Annotated in this window: 22 protein-coding genes; 14 read left to right on the top strand and 8 right to left on the bottom strand. The window is 45.8% G+C overall.

Annotation, left to right across the window (positions count from 1 at the left end; genetic code table 11):
• Nucleotides 1–46 precede the first annotated feature (46 nt).
• Nucleotides 47–724, top strand: coding sequence for a YggS family pyridoxal phosphate-dependent enzyme (locus ACHKAR_RS05535; RefSeq protein ID WP_395416515.1), 678 nt, complete (start codon nucleotides 47–49; stop codon nucleotides 722–724).
• The gene (locus ACHKAR_RS05530; RefSeq protein ID WP_395416514.1) at nucleotides 717–1,091 is read left to right on the top strand and encodes a DUF423 domain-containing protein; all 375 of its coding nucleotides are present in this window, start codon (nucleotides 717–719) and stop codon (nucleotides 1,089–1,091) included. The genes ACHKAR_RS05535 and ACHKAR_RS05530 overlap by 8 nt, the downstream gene beginning before the upstream one ends.
• On the opposite strand, the gene ACHKAR_RS05525 is transcribed toward ACHKAR_RS05530, so the two are convergent.
• Entirely contained in the window at nucleotides 1,085–1,498 is a 414-nt protein-coding gene (locus ACHKAR_RS05525; protein WP_395416513.1) for a DUF1573 domain-containing protein, read from the bottom strand. The genes ACHKAR_RS05530 and ACHKAR_RS05525 overlap by 7 nt on opposite strands.
• Before the next feature lie 56 nt (nucleotides 1,499–1,554).
• Between ACHKAR_RS05525 and ACHKAR_RS05520 the strand changes: the two genes are divergently transcribed.
• The 4 genes from ACHKAR_RS05520 to coaD are packed head-to-tail and all read left to right on the top strand — an operon-like array spanning nucleotide 1,555 to nucleotide 4,048.
• Nucleotides 1,555–2,055 (top strand): NUDIX domain-containing protein, encoded by a 501-nt coding sequence (locus ACHKAR_RS05520; protein WP_395416512.1) that lies wholly within the window; start codon nucleotides 1,555–1,557, stop codon nucleotides 2,053–2,055.
• Between the two features lie 52 nt (nucleotides 2,056–2,107).
• On the top strand, nucleotides 2,108–2,701 hold the full coding sequence (locus ACHKAR_RS05515) for a hypothetical protein (protein ID WP_159580758.1): 594 nt from the start codon (nucleotides 2,108–2,110) through the stop codon (nucleotides 2,699–2,701).
• Nucleotides 2,702–2,705: 4 nt separating this feature from the next.
• Nucleotides 2,706–3,596, top strand: a complete 891-nt coding sequence (locus ACHKAR_RS05510) for a DUF3822 family protein (RefSeq protein WP_159580760.1) — start codon at nucleotides 2,706–2,708, stop codon at nucleotides 3,594–3,596.
• Nucleotides 3,596–4,048, top strand: coding sequence for a pantetheine-phosphate adenylyltransferase (gene coaD, locus ACHKAR_RS05505; protein ID WP_395416511.1), 453 nt, complete (start codon nucleotides 3,596–3,598; stop codon nucleotides 4,046–4,048). The genes ACHKAR_RS05510 and coaD overlap by 1 nt, the downstream gene beginning before the upstream one ends.
• Here the strand turns inward: coaD and ACHKAR_RS05500 are convergent.
• Nucleotides 4,036–4,725 (bottom strand): NUDIX hydrolase, encoded by a 690-nt coding sequence (locus ACHKAR_RS05500; RefSeq protein ID WP_395416510.1) that lies wholly within the window; start codon nucleotides 4,723–4,725, stop codon nucleotides 4,036–4,038. The genes coaD and ACHKAR_RS05500 overlap by 13 nt on opposite strands.
• Nucleotides 4,726–4,815: 90 nt before the next feature.
• Between ACHKAR_RS05500 and pyrE the strand changes: the two genes are divergently transcribed.
• Complete coding sequence (gene pyrE / locus ACHKAR_RS05495) at nucleotides 4,816–5,466, top strand: orotate phosphoribosyltransferase (protein ID WP_395416509.1); 651 nt, start codon at nucleotides 4,816–4,818, stop codon at nucleotides 5,464–5,466.
• On the opposite strand, the gene ACHKAR_RS05490 is transcribed toward pyrE, so the two are convergent.
• The 3 genes from ACHKAR_RS05490 to ACHKAR_RS05480 are packed head-to-tail and all read right to left on the bottom strand — an operon-like array spanning nucleotide 5,460 to nucleotide 8,051.
• Nucleotides 5,460–6,230, bottom strand: coding sequence for a TIGR02757 family protein (locus tag ACHKAR_RS05490; protein WP_395416593.1), 771 nt, complete (start codon nucleotides 6,228–6,230; stop codon nucleotides 5,460–5,462). The genes pyrE and ACHKAR_RS05490 overlap by 7 nt on opposite strands.
• A 14-nt stretch (nucleotides 6,231–6,244) precedes the next feature.
• Complete coding sequence (locus ACHKAR_RS05485; RefSeq protein WP_395416508.1) at nucleotides 6,245–7,291, bottom strand: LysM peptidoglycan-binding domain-containing protein; 1,047 nt, start codon at nucleotides 7,289–7,291, stop codon at nucleotides 6,245–6,247.
• On the bottom strand, nucleotides 7,281–8,051 hold the full coding sequence (locus tag ACHKAR_RS05480) for a DUF4905 domain-containing protein (RefSeq protein ID WP_395416507.1): 771 nt from the start codon (nucleotides 8,049–8,051) through the stop codon (nucleotides 7,281–7,283). Before ACHKAR_RS05480 ends, ACHKAR_RS05485 begins: the two co-directional genes overlap by 11 nt.
• Nucleotides 8,052–8,078: 27 nt before the next feature.
• Here ACHKAR_RS05480 and ACHKAR_RS05475 point away from each other — a divergent pair, with 27 nt between their 5' ends.
• From ACHKAR_RS05475 to ACHKAR_RS05455, 5 genes are read left to right on the top strand one after another with little or no spacing between them, the layout of a single operon-like run.
• Nucleotides 8,079–9,422: an NfeD family protein gene (locus ACHKAR_RS05475; protein ID WP_395416506.1), complete on the top strand. Its 1,344-nt coding sequence runs from the start codon at nucleotides 8,079–8,081 to the stop codon at nucleotides 9,420–9,422.
• Nucleotides 9,419–10,156: a 3-deoxy-manno-octulosonate cytidylyltransferase gene (kdsB, locus tag ACHKAR_RS05470; protein ID WP_395416505.1), complete on the top strand. Its 738-nt coding sequence runs from the start codon at nucleotides 9,419–9,421 to the stop codon at nucleotides 10,154–10,156. Before ACHKAR_RS05475 ends, kdsB begins: the two co-directional genes overlap by 4 nt.
• Nucleotides 10,153–10,338 (top strand): hypothetical protein, encoded by a 186-nt coding sequence (locus ACHKAR_RS05465; RefSeq protein ID WP_395416504.1) that lies wholly within the window; start codon nucleotides 10,153–10,155, stop codon nucleotides 10,336–10,338. Before kdsB ends, ACHKAR_RS05465 begins: the two co-directional genes overlap by 4 nt.
• Nucleotides 10,313–11,290, top strand: a complete 978-nt coding sequence (locus tag ACHKAR_RS05460; RefSeq protein ID WP_395416503.1) for a DUF3667 domain-containing protein — start codon at nucleotides 10,313–10,315, stop codon at nucleotides 11,288–11,290. The genes ACHKAR_RS05465 and ACHKAR_RS05460 overlap by 26 nt, the downstream gene beginning before the upstream one ends.
• Nucleotides 11,291–11,298: 8 nt before the next feature.
• Nucleotides 11,299–13,092: a MutS-related protein gene (locus tag ACHKAR_RS05455; RefSeq protein WP_395416502.1), complete on the top strand. Its 1,794-nt coding sequence runs from the start codon at nucleotides 11,299–11,301 to the stop codon at nucleotides 13,090–13,092.
• Here the strand turns inward: ACHKAR_RS05455 and ACHKAR_RS05450 are convergent.
• A complete protein-coding gene (locus ACHKAR_RS05450; protein ID WP_395416501.1) occupies nucleotides 13,082–13,270 on the bottom strand; it encodes a Lacal_2735 family protein in 189 nt (62 codons plus the stop codon). The two genes, ACHKAR_RS05455 and ACHKAR_RS05450, sit on opposite strands and share 11 nt — an antisense overlap.
• A gap of 51 nt (nucleotides 13,271–13,321) precedes the next feature.
• Here ACHKAR_RS05450 and ACHKAR_RS05445 point away from each other — a divergent pair, with 51 nt between their 5' ends.
• Nucleotides 13,322–14,278 (top strand): glycosyltransferase family 2 protein, encoded by a 957-nt coding sequence (locus ACHKAR_RS05445; RefSeq protein WP_395416500.1) that lies wholly within the window; start codon nucleotides 13,322–13,324, stop codon nucleotides 14,276–14,278.
• Between the two features lie 38 nt (nucleotides 14,279–14,316).
• Nucleotides 14,317–14,559 carry a hypothetical protein gene (locus ACHKAR_RS05440; RefSeq protein ID WP_159580786.1) on the top strand — a complete coding sequence of 81 codons (243 nt, stop codon included), beginning with the start codon at nucleotides 14,317–14,319 and terminating at the stop codon, nucleotides 14,557–14,559.
• A gap of 1 nt (nucleotide 14,560) precedes the next feature.
• Here the strand turns inward: ACHKAR_RS05440 and hemL are convergent, their stop codons facing one another.
• Both hemL and ACHKAR_RS05430 read right to left on the bottom strand, forming a co-directional pair.
• Nucleotides 14,561–15,853 (bottom strand): glutamate-1-semialdehyde 2,1-aminomutase, encoded by a 1,293-nt coding sequence (gene hemL, locus ACHKAR_RS05435; RefSeq protein WP_395416499.1) that lies wholly within the window; start codon nucleotides 15,851–15,853, stop codon nucleotides 14,561–14,563.
• Complete coding sequence (locus ACHKAR_RS05430) at nucleotides 15,843–17,702, bottom strand: hypothetical protein (RefSeq protein ID WP_395416498.1); 1,860 nt, start codon at nucleotides 17,700–17,702, stop codon at nucleotides 15,843–15,845. The genes hemL and ACHKAR_RS05430 overlap by 11 nt, the downstream gene beginning before the upstream one ends.
• Nucleotides 17,703–17,720: the final 18 nt, after the last annotated feature.

Genomic DNA, 17,720 nt, shown 5'->3' with positions numbered 1-17,720 from the left:
TGCGCTAGTTTTAAAGTTAACCATAGTCAAGAATTTAGCACTCCACATGGGCGACATAGCAGTAAATATTAACAAAATAAAAACAGAGCTCGCCGGCACCAGTGCCCGACTGATTGCCGTTAGTAAAACCAAACCCATGTCTGCCGTGCAAGAAGCGTACGACAGTGGCCAGCGGGATTTTGGTGAAAACAAAGTACAGGAGATGACTGAGAAGTACGAGGCTCTCCCAAAGGACATCCGGTGGCACATGATTGGTCATCTACAGCGGAATAAAGTGAAATATATCGCTCCTTATGTACACCTCATCCATGCGGTGGATAGCGTAAGATTGCTGAGGGAAATAGACAAAGAAGGCGCCAAAAACAACCGAATCATCTCATGTCTCCTTCAAATTCACATTGCAGAGGAAACCACCAAGTTCGGGTTCGACAAAAATGACCTGCAGTACTTTCTGGAAAATGGTGAACTCGAAGCCCTTACCCACATCAAAGTATGCGGACTTATGGGAATGGCCACCCTCACCCAGGATACTGCTCAGATCTCTAAGGAATTTGAAGGGCTTAAAGTGCTATTCGATGAGTTCTCTTCAAAATTCCATTTCCGCAATTTCGAGCTTACAGAACTCTCAATGGGTATGAGTGGCGACTATCAGTACGCCCTGGGTCATGGCAGCACCATGATCAGAGTGGGGAGTTCTATCTTTGGAGAAAGAAATTATGGGTAAGAAACACTTGTTAACCGGGAGTATACTGGCTGTAACTGCTGTGGGTTTAGGAGCTTTCGGAGCACACGCTTTGGCTGAAACGCTGGAAACTTTTGGGAGAAAGGACACCTACGACACAGCTGTGCGGTACCACATGTTTCATGCTCTGGCCATTCTTTTTGTAAGCATCCTATATAAAAATGGTCCACATCAATTGCTGACATGGACCATTCGTTTCTTTTTGAGTGGCACCCTGATCTTTTCGGGTAGCCTCTATGTACTTTGTATAACCAACATTACCGTTCTGGGAGCCATCACACCTATTGGGGGCATCCTCTTCATTGCCGGTTGGGTTACGCTTATTATCTATGCTCTACGCCATCACTGATCTACAGGGGCTGGAGCCAGTACATTGGTGGTGATCTTCACACGCTCCGTGCTGTTGATGGCGTTTGAAAGAATCGTTACCACCTTGTTTTGCATCCCCATCTTACCCCGGCTGTTGAAATTCACAGTAATCTCTGCCGTAGCTCCCGGTGCCAGAGGCTCTCTGTCCCAGTTGGTAGCAGTACAGCCGCATGTGGTGCGCACGTCTGAAAGAATTAAAGGTTCGTTGCCTGTGTTTTCGTATTTGAAAACATGCGTTACTCTGTCACCCTGCGTGATGTCACCAAAATTATGCGCAGACTCAGTGAAAGAGATCCTTGGACCATTCTGTACTTCTTCTGCTCCTGTGGTTTGTGCTACTACGCCGAATCCCACGCAGAGTATGAATAAACTTGCTAAAACTCTCATATAATTTTTTTTTTGAGTAAAGTTAACGTACATCGATATAATATGTTAACAAAACCATGGCAGATTCCATCACCAAAAGCATTTTTGAAGGGCGGGTAAGGGTAAGAGTATGCGGAATACTCTGGGAGGAGAACGCTATATTAATGCTCAAACATAAAGGGATCGGACCTAATGGTCACTTGTGGTCACCTCCCGGAGGTGGTATTGAGTTTGGCGAAAGTGCAGAAGATGCACTAAAAAAAGAATTTCTGGAAGAAACAGGGCTGACGATCAGTGTAGGTCAGTTTTTGTTTGTGAATGAGTATCAGGACAACCGGCACCATGCCATCGAACTCTTTTTTGAAGTGACCCGTCTGGCAGGAGAAATTAAATTAGGAGCTGACCCAGAGCTACCAAAAAATAAACAAATACTGGAAGAACTGAGGTGGCTGAGTTTTGACGAAATCAAAAACATGGATTCAGGTTTCCTGCACAATGCTTTTGGCCTGACACAGGAACCAAATCAAATAACCGAATTGCGCGGGTTTTTTAAATTTGCGAATATTTCCATAAAATAGCGTTTCGCTAACAGTCTAATTATCTTTATTATTGCAAAAAACCCTAACATCAATGACCAAAACAAAAATCTTTACCATAGTTTTCGGAATCGTCGCATTGTGCTTGTCGTTCTTCCTGTATTACTCTATCAACTCTAGTATAGAAGAGTCTCAGAGAATTGCTAAAATGGAAGCACGAATCATTGAGCAATTAAAAATGATTAGAGAAGCGGAGCTGTCGTACCTTGCCGTGAATGGCCGATACACCAGCGATTGGGATAAACTATTGGCATTTGTGGATTCTGGTAGGTTTTACCTTACTGAGAAAACCGAATATGTAATCACTCTGGATTACGGTGCAGATAGCACCTATGTGGAAATAGACACCTTGGGTACGGTTTCTGTAAAAGATTCAATTTTCAAAAAGTCAACCTGGCCGAGGTTCAATCTATCTACCCTTCCATACGTGCCGGGTGTAGAGCCTCCAACCAAATTTGATATCTGGGCTGATAAAATTGAAAAGAGTGGGGTTTCTGTAAATGCAATAGAGGTAAAAAATCCTAAGCCTATCAACCCTATTAGGGATGAAGAAAGTGAGTATAACACAAGAAAGCCTCTAAGATTTGGCTCCAAAACAAGTGTAACTACAGCAGGTAACTGGGAATAATATTTTGACAAAAACCGCCACATCAAATTTCAAACTCATTAAAAGAATTAAGGCTGGCAGCTTTGATGAATCAAAGCTGCCATCTTATTCTCTTTGTCTGCAAATAGGCATTCGCGATTTTCAATTTTGTGTGGTAAATAAGCAGACAGGCACCTGTCTGGTGATGGAAGATTACAAGCTGGAAAACATCAAAACGATCAATACCCGGCTGGAGGTCATCAAAGAAATCGTCAACAAACACAGTTTCATAGGTTCCAATCTCTGGGACAACATCAAGGTAAGTTTCAAAACTCACAAGTTCTCTCTGGTGCCTGGTTCGCATTTTCTACCGGAAGCATCCAGTGATTACCTGGCCGTGAATTCGGAGATTAAAACCAAGATTGAGGAGGTTTATTACTACAAGCATATCGCGAGTAGTGCAGTGAACATCTTTGCTTGTGACAAAAAAGTCATTTCCTGGTCCAAGGAGCGTTATCCCAATAAAAGTTTGCAGGTCATCCATCAGGGTAGTGCGCTGATCGAAGGAGTACTGAAGTATGATGACCACTCCAAGGAGAAAACCATGTTTACCTACTTTGACAGGGGTATTCTGCACATCATGGTATCTCAGAAGAATCAGTTGCTCTATTACAATCAGTTTGCAGTAAGAAAGAGCGAAGATTACCTCAAATACATTATGCTCGTTTTTAAAGAAATTGGTCTTTCGCCCAAAACCAGCAGTCTGGTAGTATGGGGACTACTCAAGAACGACGCACCACAAATCGAACTCTTGAAGAAATATATCCGAAACATCTCCTTCGGTACCAAACCAAACTTTCTGAAATTTCCCTCAGAGTTTGAAGACATTGCCGATCACAGGTATTTCGATCTGTACAGCATATTTCTCTGCGAGTAATGAAAAAAACAGCGATCTTCCCTGGTTCGTTTGACCCATTCACCAAGGGTCACGAAGACATTGTGCTGAGAAGCCTTGAACTCTTCGACGAGGTGATCGTGGCCATAGGGCACAATTCCAATAAGAAGCGGTATTTCGAAGTGGACTTCATCATCGGAAAGATCAACGCGGCATTTGAGGGCGATGAGCGGGTGAAGGTCATAGTGTATGATGAACTCACGGCCATTCTTGCTCAAAAACACAATGCTCGCTATCTCGTACGCGGGCTGAGAAACACCACTGACTTTGAATACGAAAACAGTATCTCACAAATCAATAAATACCTGAATGCAGGTCTGGAAACAGTCTTTTTGATTACCTCTCCTGACCTGGCTCCTATTAGCAGCAGTATTATCCGCGAGGTACATCGCTATGGCGGGGATGTGACTCCCTTCCTGCCTTACAAACTTTGATCGTGTATTTTGAGGAGTTTGTGATACTCCTGTATCACCACCCGAATGGAGCGGTAGGAATTGTAAAGCGCTGCACGTAGCTCGGTAAGGGTCATCCATCGTACCTCATCTATCCCCTCTTCGGTCTGTGGTGCCAGATTAGAGTCATCCAGGCAACGCATCACATACCAGTGCGTCTTTTTGAGCACATATTTTTCTTTGTTGATGTAAGTGTGCCACGTGGCGTTGATCTTTTTCTCAATAGACACCTTCACCCCTGTTTCCTCTTCCACCTCGCGTATGGCACAGTCACGCTTATTCTCTCCTTTATCCAGCTTCCCTTTGGGTATATCCCACCTGTCCTTCCGGTAGATCAGGAGGATTTTACCACCCTTGTCCACCACCCCACCGGCAGCCTCTATCACTTTAAACTTCTTCTTGATATAGCGGATCACGTCCCGCTTGTCAGTACTACAAAAAGTGATCGAATCTACTTTCTTTAGTTTATTATCTGTCATCACGTGCAGGAGATCATCCACCTTATCGGCGGCAGCATCCGTGATCAGCACATCATCAATGAGAGATTTTGGTTTTATTTTGGTGATCGCCCCATCAATGACCAGATCAAATTCTTTGGCAGGATCCAGCTCCTCAGGACTTACGATACTTACAGGGATATCATTGATGAATATTTTCACAAGAAGTTTAGCTTTGCGTACAAATAAAACACATAAATATTGGGGTATAAAAGCGCCTTCTAATATTTTTAAAAAACTTATCGACAAAGCATGCCTGTACAACAATACGACAATCAAGTCGCAAAAGAAATCGCTAAAGCCCTCCTGAACATTGAAGCCATCAAAATAAGCCCCAAGGCGCCCTTCACGTGGGCATCAGGTTGGAAATCTCCCATTTATTGTGATAACCGTCTCAGCCTTTCCTATCCGGAAACAAGAAGTCTGGTGAAAAATTACCTCGCCAAGGTGATCCGAGAAAAATTTCCGAATGCAGAATGCATTGCGGGGGTGGCCACAGCCGGCATTCCACAAGGTGCTCTTGTCGCTGATGCTCTTGATTTGCCTTTTATCTACATCCGATCCACCACCAAAGGCCACGGAATGGAAAATCAGATAGAAGGAGTAGCTTCTAAGGGCACCAAAGTTGTTCTGATAGAAGACCTGGTCTCCACAGGCGGAAGCTCTCTACAGGCCGCTGAGGCCGTGAGGACGGTCGGCATGGAGGTGCTAGGCATGGTGGCTATTTTCACTTATGGGTTTGGTATCTCTGAGGAAAACTTCAAAGATCACCATGTGGACCTGTGGTACCTGAGCGACTACTCTACCATGATAGCAGCGATGCTGGCCGATGGAAGCATAGCTCCGGATCAGGAAGCTACCCTGCAAGCGTGGAGAAGCAATCCTGCTCAGTGGAATCAGTGAAATTTTTCTTCTACACCCAGGCCGAATAAGGCAAAATCATACTTTACAGGATCTTCCAGATCAAACGCCTTGAGCTGATTGGTCAGCTCAATGGCAGTTTGCCAATCCGTTTGTTTGCGGGTGATCAACCCCAGCGAGCGAGCCACCCGATCTACGTGTAAGTCACAAGGACACACCAGTTGAGAGGGCTGAATGACCTTCCACAACCCAAAATCCACTCCGGAAGCATCCTGCCTCACCATCCAGCGAAGAAACATATTCAGACGTTTACATGCTGACTTGCGAACCGGGCTCGAAATGTGTTTGTAGGTACGCCTGGGATGGTCAGGTAAAGAGAAAAAATATTCGAAAAAACCTGCCAGATGGCTATAAGTGTCACTGGCACCAACCAGAGCGCCACGAACAAAAGCGTTCTCCAGACTTTCGTGTTGGGAGTAATGGTGCCGGAAAAACTCAATGAAATAAAGCGCGTCTGTAGCATTGAATGTGCGGTGTTTGAAATCGAGAAAAGCCCTCAGGTCGGATTCGGAGTGATTCAATATGAAATCATACGGAGCATTGTCCATTCGCTCAAAAAACTCCCGACACTTATTGATGATGGTCACCCGCTGACCCCAGGCGAGTATTGAGGCCATAAAACCAGCGATCTCAATATCCTGCAAACGAGTATACCCATGTGGGATGGAGATGGGGTCGTTTTCAATAAAACCAGGCTGATTGTATTGGGTAACCTTCCTGTCCAGAAATGCCTTTAGCTCAGATATTTTTGTCAAAACAACTAATCCAGATAGTAAGATACCTCCACCCTCGTCTTGGGGTCAATCACTCCTAGTCGTTCAAAGCAGATAGGCGTCAGCCTGATCATCACATTCTCATTAAGACCAGTCTCAGGGAGCTTTCCCACCACCCTGACAAAAATTTTTTGATTATTCATCAGATTGCGTACTTCTATGAGCGCACCGACGGATAAGGTACGATGCAGTGCCAAATACTTTTGAGTCTCCATACCATCCTCTATCTTTCGGGCCGTGCCCTCTTCAAACACACGGGTAAAGCCACTTTGATCTTTAACCGTCTTACGCTGACCATATGGCAGTATCTCTACAGCATCATTCTGAGCAATTCTAACAGAATCCGGTTTTCCCCTGACCAATAACTTTTGGCCAATGGATAAATAAGCATTGGGCAAATGGTTCCAGAAAACAATACTGTCAGGTTTCACCTTAAACTTGGCCGCTATGGTCTCCAGCAAATCTCCACTCTGTACGTAATATTCTGTAAAGCCTGGCGGCACGGTGGGTTTTGGCTTAGGAGTCTCCTTCACGGGTTTCTTCACCTCTACGGGGGCAGGCACTGCCTGGTCATCCGAGATTCGAATGGTTAGCTGCTGATCAATGGAAATCTCATTAGAAGGTAAGGAATTCCATTTTTTCATATCTTCCACAGCTACGCCATATTTTCGGGATATCGAATAAAGGGTTTCACCCTGCGCCACCGTATGGGTGACCTCCTCCATGGCGGAAGATGCTTTTTGTTCAACGGGCTTCATGTCAGATGCCTGCCTGGCCTTGCTCTTATCGATGGGCAACTTTAGTTCCTGTCCGAGCGAAATCTGATTATTCTGGATGTCATTCACCTTCACCACTTGCTCCAGATCAGCACCATATCTTCTGGCCAAACTGTAAAGTGTTTCGCCCTTTTCTACCTGATGGATGATAAAATACTGGCCCTTGTTTTTTTCGACCCTCAACGAATCCAAACCACCAGCCCGGCTGGCCAATGCCCCTAAAGTCAATACTAAAACGATTCCGATTTTATAGCTCAATTGCATGAATTTGATTACCATTCTGAACAAATACCAAAAGATTATTGAAAGAAAAAAAACTACCGGAAGCATAGCCATTCAAACCCGTATCTACCACCTCGTGGTAAAGCTCGACATCTCCCTGCATAACCAAAAGCTTTCTATCAAACTTTGTACCTAAACGCTCATAATAGCTTATTATGATATTTTTTCCATACTCATCATACTCAAAACCCACCGGTGCCTCCTCCATTCCCAAAAACTCCTTTACCAAGGTATAGTACTCAGAACCAGGGGCATAATAAACCGGATATCTCACGTTGCTACCTGCCAACGGCTCTGTCCGGCTACCAAGGCTCCATCGCTGCTCATTGGACTGATCTCCCGGAACATGCCCCATCAGCTCTCCACCTTCCATTTGTATAAACTGAAAATCAGTAAGCACGTGATTGAGACTCAGCGAAAGGGTATCATATACCAGCAAATCCTTGCTGAGCGGATTTTGTGGGTCATTGTACCGCTCGAGCAAAAGAAACGGATGATAAAACCTCAATACGGTGGTCCACCAATCAGCCTCAGGGATCTCAAATGGCTTTTTGTCCTTTAGAGATTTTAAATCAAGGAGTTGATATTTCACCTCCTGAGTATCCTCATTCCGAAGCTCCAAAACCATGTAGCCTGTGCCGGCATCCAGTGCCACCTGCCATATTTTGGAAGTGAATGATAAAGAAAAAGCGAAAGAAGGTACAGCCACGAGGTTGATTGAAGTATTTTTATTCAAATTTGTTGTAAAGTTAGGACAGCCACTATGCTTAAAAAATATATCTTCTTTTTCTTCCTCATTTCCGGCCTTTTCGCTCAGGCACAAGATAGCTCACAAGTGAAAGTGCTACATCTCAAAGTGCTTGATAACATCGACCCAAGAACCAACAGGTACACCGAACTTGGCTTTGAAAAAGCCAAAGAGATGGAGGCGGACTATGTGATTTTGGAGCTGGACACCTATGGTGGGGCACTCAATGATGCAGATGAAATCAGAACCCGCATTCTTAACTTCGACAAGCCGGTTTATGCCTTTATCAATAAGGATGCTGCCTCTGCTGGAGCGCTCATTTCCATCGCCTGCGATAGTATCTACATGGCCAAAGGATCCAGCATTGGTGCAGCCACGGTAGTCACTCAGGATGGTACAGCAGCCCCGGACAAATACCAGTCTTACATGCGGTCTATTATGCGATCCACAGCAGAGGCTAAAGGAAGAAACCCACACATTGCAGAAGGCATGGTGGATGAGGATATCGATCTGGATAGCATAGCTACGGAAGGAAAGGTGGTTACATTTTCGGTTTCAGAGGCCATCAGATATGGTTTTTGCGAAGCTGAAGTGTCGAATATCGATGAGATCATGTCCCGATCGGGAGTAGCCACTTATGACATTACTGAATTCAAGCTGAGCCTGACCGATCGCATCATCGCCCTGTTTTTGAACCCATTTGTCAGTGGGATCTTAATCCTTGTGATCATTGGGGGTATTTATTTTGAGTTGCAAACGCCAGGGGTGGGTTTTCCTATATTGGCTTCTGCCATAGCAGCCATTCTCTACTTTACCCCTTACTACCTCAACGGACTGGCCGAAAACTGGGAAATCATCATCTTCTTTGCAGGGGTGCTGCTGATTGCTGCTGAGATCTTCGTCATTCCGGGATTTGGTATAGCGGGTATTTCAGGCCTTATCCTCACATTGGGATCGTTGATCCTGGTCATGCTCAATAATGATACGTTCGATTTTTCATTTGTACAGGTAGACGATATTTTCATTGCCGTAGCCACCACACTGGCGGGCCTGATGGGCTCCATCGTCATTATGTTTATGGCTGGGGCACGACTGACCAACTCCCGTTTCTTCAATCGAATCGCCCTGCAAGACATTCAGAATCAAACAGAGGGTTATACCTCCAGCTTCTATAAAAGCAAGTCGATGGTAGGCAAAAAAGGTATTGCATACACCATACTGAGACCCAGTGGCCGTGTGGAGATAGAAGGTGAAATTTACGACGCTTATACACGCGGAAATTACATTGAAGCCGGAATAGAAATAGAAGTGATCTCTGATGAAGGGACCTCTCTGAAAGTGCGGGAAGCAAAGTCATGAGGGTACTGGGGATCATACCGGCCCGGTACGCTTCGTCCAGGTTTCCGGGCAAAGCGCTCGTCCAAATCCAAGGAAAAACCATGATCAGAAGGGTGTATGAGCAGGCCATTAAGAGCCAGCTTGTCGATAAGGTCCTTGTGGCAACTGATGACCAACGCATCTTCGAAGAAGTGAGCAGTTTCGGTGGAGCAGTGATGATGACCAGCGCCGCTCATCGCAACGGTACCGAGCGATGTGCCGAAGTGATCCTGGAGCATCCCGGATACGACTATGTGATCAACATACAGGGGGACGAGCCCTTCATTCATCCAGAGCACATAGACCGTGTAGCTTCCCTGCTCGATGGAGACACAGAACTGGCTACCCTGGTGAAAAAAATTACCGATCCGGCAGTACTGGATGACCCATCGGAAATGAAAGTGATTTTCAATCAAGATCGGGAAGCCATCTACTTTAGCAGAGCCTGCATCCCCTACCTGCGTGATGTAAAACCAGAAGATAGACTCAAAAAACATACTTTTTATAAGCACATAGGCCTCTACGGCTACCGCAGAGATATCCTTCTGGAAATCACACAGCTGCCCCCTGGCACGCTCGAGACAGCAGAAGCACTGGAACAACTCAGGTGGATTGAAAACGGGTACTCCATTAAAATCGGTTTGACTACTTTAGAAAGCCAAATGATTGACACGCCCGAAGACCTGGCCAAACTCACACAGGACATGACATTATGAGAAAGACTTTGAAACTTATCACCTGGACGTTCATGGGGCTCGCCGTGATCTTCTTTTGGATTTCACTCCGCAATGCAGAAAATAACCTAGAGTATACCATTGTGGCCATGGTGATGATCGCGATCGCCTGGGGTACCAACTATTTTTTAAGGAAACATGAAAAAGCAGAAAAGGAAGACTGAAAACTGCCTCAATTGCGGATTTCCACTTAAAAGTACGTTTGAATATTGCCCTCAATGTGGTCAGGAGAATACCGACAATCAGATCTCTTTCGGCAAGCTGATTAAAGATTTTTTGGCCAACTATTTCTCTTTAGACTCCAGGTTTGGCAGGAGTATTCGTCCGTTTTTCCTGAAACCCGGCACCCTCACCCGAGAGTTTATGGAGGGAAAAAGGGTGAAATACGCCAATCCCATTCGGCTCTATCTGGTGGTCAGTCTGATTCACTTTTTCTTTTTTTCCATTAATATGGATGGGAAATCGGATAAGAACCAAGGGATCATTAAGCAAAGTACTCCGGACTTTACAGACAACACTCCCACCATAGTGACCGAAACCGAGGACCTGGATTCGCTGGATACAAGCTGGCCCATCTCCGGATCGGAATGGAAGATTATCAATCGGATGGCGCGGGATAAGGCCGCGGACTACAGCATCGAGCAAATTGAAGATTCCATTCACAATGAACAGAAGCCATTTGCAGCGGCCTACATCAACAGACAGATTATCAAACTAACGAAATCCGACATGCCAACCATCAACCGGTACATCGTCAAAAACATCCCCATCCTGATGTTCTTTCTTTTGCCGGTATATGCACTGCTGCTCAAAGTATTTTTCAGAAAGGGACTCTATATCAACCACATCATTCACAGCTTGCACCTCCATTCCTTTGCATTCATAGCGCTCACCTTTTTGTGGATTTTAGGGCTCATCAGCCCTTCCTGGGCAGATACTATGGACATTGTCTTTCTACTGGCCATCATGGGATATCTGGCAGTTTCCTTTAAAAACACCTATCAACTTGGCTATATGACTGCCATTTACAAAGTCTTCTTGAGCGGCTTTCTTTACACCATCATCATGGGACTCAGCCTGTTTTTTGGTGTCGTCATTAGCCTGTTGTTTTACTAACCCCTCATATGCCCGCAGCTATTTTTCAAGGTCGTATCACCCATTTTGAGCAACAATTCGCCCGACACAGCGATCTGGCAACACGGTATTCTCTCCTCAGAGCCATTGCCTTTTTGGCAGGAGTAGTGTGTTTCGTGCTGTTTCTCAATAAAGACCACTGGATGTTTGTACCATTGCTGTTTATGGCTCTTGTTGGGTTCATTTTTTTTGTGACTCGATATCAGTTTCACGAAGGAAAGAAAGCTTTTTTTACCCAGTTGATTTTGATCAATCGCGAAGAAATTGACCGGTTAAACCTCCACCTTTCGGGGTTCAGGACAGGTGATGAGTATGCCCAAAAAGACCACCCTTATCAGGCCGATCTGGATGTACTGGGGCAACACTCCCTGTTTCAGCTCCTCAACAGGTCTGCCCTACCCGATGCTGAAAAAATGCTCGTTCAATGGCTATCAGAACCGGCCGAGGCGCGGACCATTACAAGGCGTCAGGAAGCCATAAGAGAATTAAGTCAGAAAGTGGATTGGTTTCAGCATTTCAGGGCTGCTGCACGGGTGGCTGTGAATCAGAAAAGTAAAGAGGCCCCACACACCAACGCCTCTCATCTCTATCATTGGGCATCTAAGCAGCTGATGCTGCGACAAAGCCTTTGGAAAATGGCCTCCATAATTCTTGTAGTTCTTTCTCTGGCTCTTGGCGCCTGCATTCTTCTTCAGTGGCTACCCTATCAGGTGATCTATATTTCTATCATTCTCAATGGGGGCTTGCTCGCACTGGTTATTAAAAAGCTTAACCATCAGATCGCAGGCATTGACAAAGCCCATTACATGGTTTCTACGTATAGCCACATGATCTCCGAAATGGAGAAACAGACTTTCGTTTCGGAGCAGCTGTGCCGCTTGCAGTCCCAACTCACCACACCCAATAGCGCCTCTTTGGCCATCAAAAAGCTTTCGAACCTTACTTTACGCATCAGTGCCAGAGGCAACATGTTCTATATGATTGCTGATTTTCTACTGATCCTGGATGCCTTTTTACTACTGGATATCTTAAAGTGGAAAAAGGCCAACGCTGACCACATGAACGAATGGCTGGAGGCGGTTCATCAACTGGAGTGTCTCATCAGCATGGCTGCTTTCACACACGCCAATCCACAATATGTTTTCCCTGAGGTTACTCACGCAAAGCAAAGTCTGAAAGCATCCGACATGGGACACCCGCTGGTTTCGGCTGCAGAAATGGTTACCAATGATTATGAAATCTCAGGCTCAGGGTCTGTGGATATCATTACCGGATCCAATATGTCAGGCAAGTCAACTTTTCAAAGGACACTCGGTATCAACATGGTGCTGGCGGGAGCAGGTGCCCCGGTCTTCGCATCAGCATTTACTTTCACTCCATGTCGCATATTCACCAGCATGCGGACCAAAGACAATTTGGAAGAGCATACGAGTTCCTTCTATGCTGAGCTCAAAAGAATCGCTCAACTGCTGGACCTGACAAAAAGAGGAGAAGTGGTTTTTTTCCTACTGGACGAAATACTAAAAGGAACTAACTCCCAGGACAGGCATACCGGAGCGGTAGCCTTAGTAAAGAAACTTACTAAAACGGAAGCTTTCGGGCTCATCTCCACCCACGACCTGTCGCTCGGACAACTGGAAGAAACAGAACTAAAGGTGAAAAATTACAGCTTTAACAGCTCAATTGAAGGAGACAGAATCATTTTTGATTATCACCTCAGCAAAGGCGTATGTCGTAGTTTCAATGCCTCTCAGCTGATGAGAAACATGGGGATTATTGACTAGGCTGTCTTTTTTCCAGCTCCACAAGCTGAAGTAAAACACGCTGGGCCTTGCGACGGGTGAGCGCTGCAGCCTTTAAATTGGACATTTCTAACGCATATACACGCTCCATCAGCTTGTCATACCGATCTTGCAGGAGTTCCCTTTTGGGCTTCGAATTAAATATATTGAATATATTCATGATTTTTTATAATTATAAAAAGAACACCTTAATTACCAAAATGTTTTAAAAATGGGCAGAGTCTCCATCATCATGCCTGTAAAAAATGCTGAGAAATACCTCAAAGAGTCCATTCAAAGCATTCAAAATCAAACCTCAGACAACTGGGAGCTCTTGGCTATAAATGACCACTCCACAGACTCCAGTGATCAAATACTCCAGGAATTCAGCGCCCACGACTCACGTATCCGGTTGATTCAAAATACGGGGGTGGGCATCATTCCTGCACTGCAGCAGGCTTTTGGGTTGGCCACAGGAAAATTCGTGTCCAGAATGGATGCTGATGATATAATGCCGGCTAATCGCTTAGAAAAGATGAGTGCGCTATTGGAAGCATCCGGGCCCAAAACTGTCGTTACAGGTCTGGTACAATACTTCTCAGATCAACCGGTGAGTGCTGGCTATCAGAAGTACCAAGAATGGATCAATCAAGTAAACCGCACAGGCACCCAGTGGCAAAACATCTATCGTGAGTGCGTCATCGCTTCTCCCAACTGGATCGCCCGAAGGTCCGAAATGCATGAAATCAAGGCATTCGAAAACCTCCGGTACCCAGAGGATTATCATCTCACCCTTAAATGGTATCAGGCCGGATTTAAGGTTGAAACCCTGCCAGAGATTATGTTACTGTGGAGAGAACACAATATGCGAACTTCCCGAACATCAGAGCACTATGCTCAAAAAGCATTTTTTGAATTGAAGATTACGCATTTCATTGATATGGACCTGCAAACGAACCACCTGGTAGTTTGGGGTAAAAACCCAAAAGGGAAGCTAACGACAGATATTCTCAGCCGCCATGGCGTCCCCTTTCTCTGGCATGATCTGAAAAGCTATCGCAAAATAGAAAGTCTGGAAAACCCCCAGATCATTGTGGCTGTATATCCCGACCCTAAAGAGCGGAATCAAATAGAAAAATACCTAATGAACCTGGGACTGATGCCCGGTAAAAATTGGTGGTATGTCTGAGATTTTAGTTCTTTACAGCTTCTTAAAGTATTCCAGCTATGAATAACGCCATCTACCTGCAAGCACTCATCGAAGATCAAAAAGGAAACTGGGAACAGGCTCATGACTTGATTCAGGACCTAACCAGCCCGGAAGCTGCATGGATTCATGCTTTTCTTCATCGCAAAGAAGGTGATGTCTCCAATGCCCGGTACTGGTATCACCGGGCCAATAAGCCATTCCCCACTGTTAGTCTAAGTGAGGAATGGGAAATCATCTACCAAACCCTCGACGGGCAGTAGCTCAACCAACCAGAGATTTCAGACTCTCGTCATTGGCACGGATGATCTGATCAATGTCATCATCAGACAGCACTGCAGACACAAACAGAGTTTCGAATTGTGACGGAGCCAGGTATATACCCTGTTCAAGCATTTTATTGAAATAACTCCCAAACAGGGCGGTATCGCAGCTCTTAGCGGTCTCAAAATCCACCACCTGCTGATCCGTGAAAAATAAGCTATACATACTCCCTATCTGGTTGATGGTATAATTCAACCCAAGCACCTCCAGGGTCTCGCGATAGCCCGAAACAATCCTCTTGGTATTGGACTCGAGCTTTCCATAAGTTTCCTGATGATCACTAAGGTACCGAAGCATCGTATATCCTGCCGCCATGGCCACCGGATTTCCTGATAGCGTACCGGCCTGGTATACCGGACCCTGTGGTGACACAAAGTCCATAATCTCTTTCTTGCCTCCGTAGGCCCCCACAGGCAGTCCTCCACCAATGATTTTGCCCAGGGTAGTCATGTCCGGGATCACCCCTAGCCGCTCCTGAGCACCTCCGCGCGCCAACCTGAAGCCGGTCATCACCTCATCAAAAATGAGGACAATACCTTCCTGATCGCATATTTCTCTAAGCCCTTCCAGGAAGCCTGCCACAGGTAATACACAGCCCATGTTGCCAGCCACAGGCTCTATAATGATCGCTGCCATTTCACCTTTGTGATTATTCACAATTTCCCTTACTGCATCCAGGTTGTTATAAGGTGCCAGTAGGGTGTCTTTGGTCGTGCCAGCTGTCACTCCCGGGCTATCAGGTGTGCCCATGGTCATGGCTCCGCTCCCGGCAGCAATCAAAAATGAGTCTCCATGCCCATGATAGCACCCTTCAAATTTGATGAACTTATCTTTTCCGGTGTATCCCCTGGCCACTCTGATAGCCGACATGGTGGCCTCAGTTCCTGAGTTTACCATCCTGACACGCTCTATAGATGGCACCAATTGACAAATCAGCTCTGCTATCAACACCTCACGCTCACCCGGAGCCCCGAATGAAGGTGAGCTTTGAATAGCCCTGATCACGGCTTCCTCCACCAGCGGGTTGGCATGACCAAGGATCATCGGACCCCACGAGTTGATCATGTCTATGTATGAGTTTCCATCCTCATCCATCATATGAGCTCCCTTGGCGGACTTGAAAAAGATAGGATCTCCCCCTACTGCCTTGAAAGCACGAACGGGTGAATTAACTCCACCCGGTATGTAATTTTTTGCCCTGCTAAAAAGCGATTTACTCTTTTCAATCTTCATACATTTCCCTGTTGACTACTTCTAATTTTGAGTCTTTAAACCTTACCATTGGTACCACCTGATTGTCATTGGCCACACCGTACCTGAACCCCTCAAAAATCCGCCCCTTTCTATACACGCCGCTCCGCAAATCGGTCTGAAAGTATTTACCGTATTGGTGCATCATGTGCCCTGCAAAATAAACCAATTCATACCCCCTCAGGTGGTTGACCGAAGGCCTGGTTTTGTATTTGGCAATAAACCGCTCCTGAAAATCGCGGTAGTAAAAACTATTTCGATCCTTGTAATCGGGATCGCTCAAAGCCACACCCAGCCTGTCCAGCTGATTAAATGAGAGCATCGTAAAGTCCAGCCAATCACCATAGCCGTAAAGACGGATACTGTCTCCGCGAGTCTCCACAGCACTGATCAGGTTATTGGCAAAAAGGTTGCTTCGCGTGGCTGCCAGTATATGACCGATACTGTCCGGTGCAATTCGGAATAGTTTCTCATAATAGACAATCCGATTCTGATCATCGTCATAACTAATGGGTAACACAAAATCAGGATTACGTGACATTCTATCCATTTCATCCCTGCGAATCCTTCTGCTCTTGACAAACCTTCCTCTGATTTCTTGAATCGAATCTGCCTCCTCCTGGGTCAGATACTGATCATATTGCGCCCACAAGGTATCCAGAAGCTGACGCGAATTATCCTTGGTGATTTCGCGGAAAAGGACCACTTCAAATCCCGCTTCCTCCAGCTGTTGCTTATATATCGCAGCAAAGACCGAATCCCGGACCGACTGCTCATAGAAGATCATGGCATATGGGTTCTTGTTTTCAGCAATGGCAAACTCGGCACACTTCACGGCCATCGTTTCATAGCTGGGACGCATCAGAAAAGAAAACGGATTCTCCCCAACCACATCTGAATTGGAAGAAATCGGATTGAATTTATTGATCTTATTCGCTACGGAGTATTGATCCACCAAGGCATTAGGCTCAGGATAAAGCGGCCCTATGATCAGATCAGTGTTCTCAAAACCTTTGTTTTCCAGAATCTTCTTGGTTGCTGATGCCTTCCTTTTGGTATCATAAGGGAAGATATTCACCGGCTCGCCTCTCTTTGTCAGGTCTTCAGCGGCCATCAGCATCCCCTGATACATGTCCATCACCAGGCTGTTCTGAGTAATGAGCGAGGTATTTTGCAGTGACTCATAGAGAAAGGGCATGACCACCGCTATATTGTACACTTCCTTTCTCACCAGGGGCAATTCATACTCCGCGATGGTGTTAATATCAAAGCCCCACTCCGTGACCAGCTCATCAATGCGCTGAATATCACGCTCCGAATAGGTAGCGGCATTCAGTTTCTTCACTAACACCTCCGCCAGTGGCTTACTATCCGGATATTCGCTAAACAGAGAATCTACCTCAGCAAGGTCAAGCGATGAAATAAAAGTAGCAATCATCCGCTCCTCGTCCTCAGTATTGAGGGTTTCACTTGTCAGCTGAGTAGAGTACTCCAGTGCTCTGCTAAAATCTCCGGTCATGAAATTGGCGTAGGCCAGCCAAAACAGCACTTCCGGTTTCTGATCCCAGGTGGGAAACTGGATGAGTACCTGGCGCCACATGTCTTTGGCTACCGCAAAGTCTTCTTGCTGAAAGGCGCAGAGGCCAAAATAGAAAGAGGCATGTCTGCCAAAAACCTCGCTCTGCGACAAGGCACCAAAAGCCGCTTTAGCGCTGCTGTATTGAGCATTGTTGAAAAGACGCTTGGCCTCCAGGTATTCCGCCTGCTCACGCTGAGCATAAGCAAACACACAAACCAATAACATCCCGGATAAGAGCAAATACTTCTTCACAATAGCGCTGGTTTAGAT

This window comes from Marinoscillum luteum, assembly GCF_044005705.1.
GTDB lineage: Bacteria > Bacteroidota > Bacteroidia > Cytophagales > Cyclobacteriaceae > Marinoscillum > Marinoscillum luteum.
Note: the sequence above shows the minus strand (reverse complement) of the source record. Positions and strands in the feature narration are given on the sequence as shown.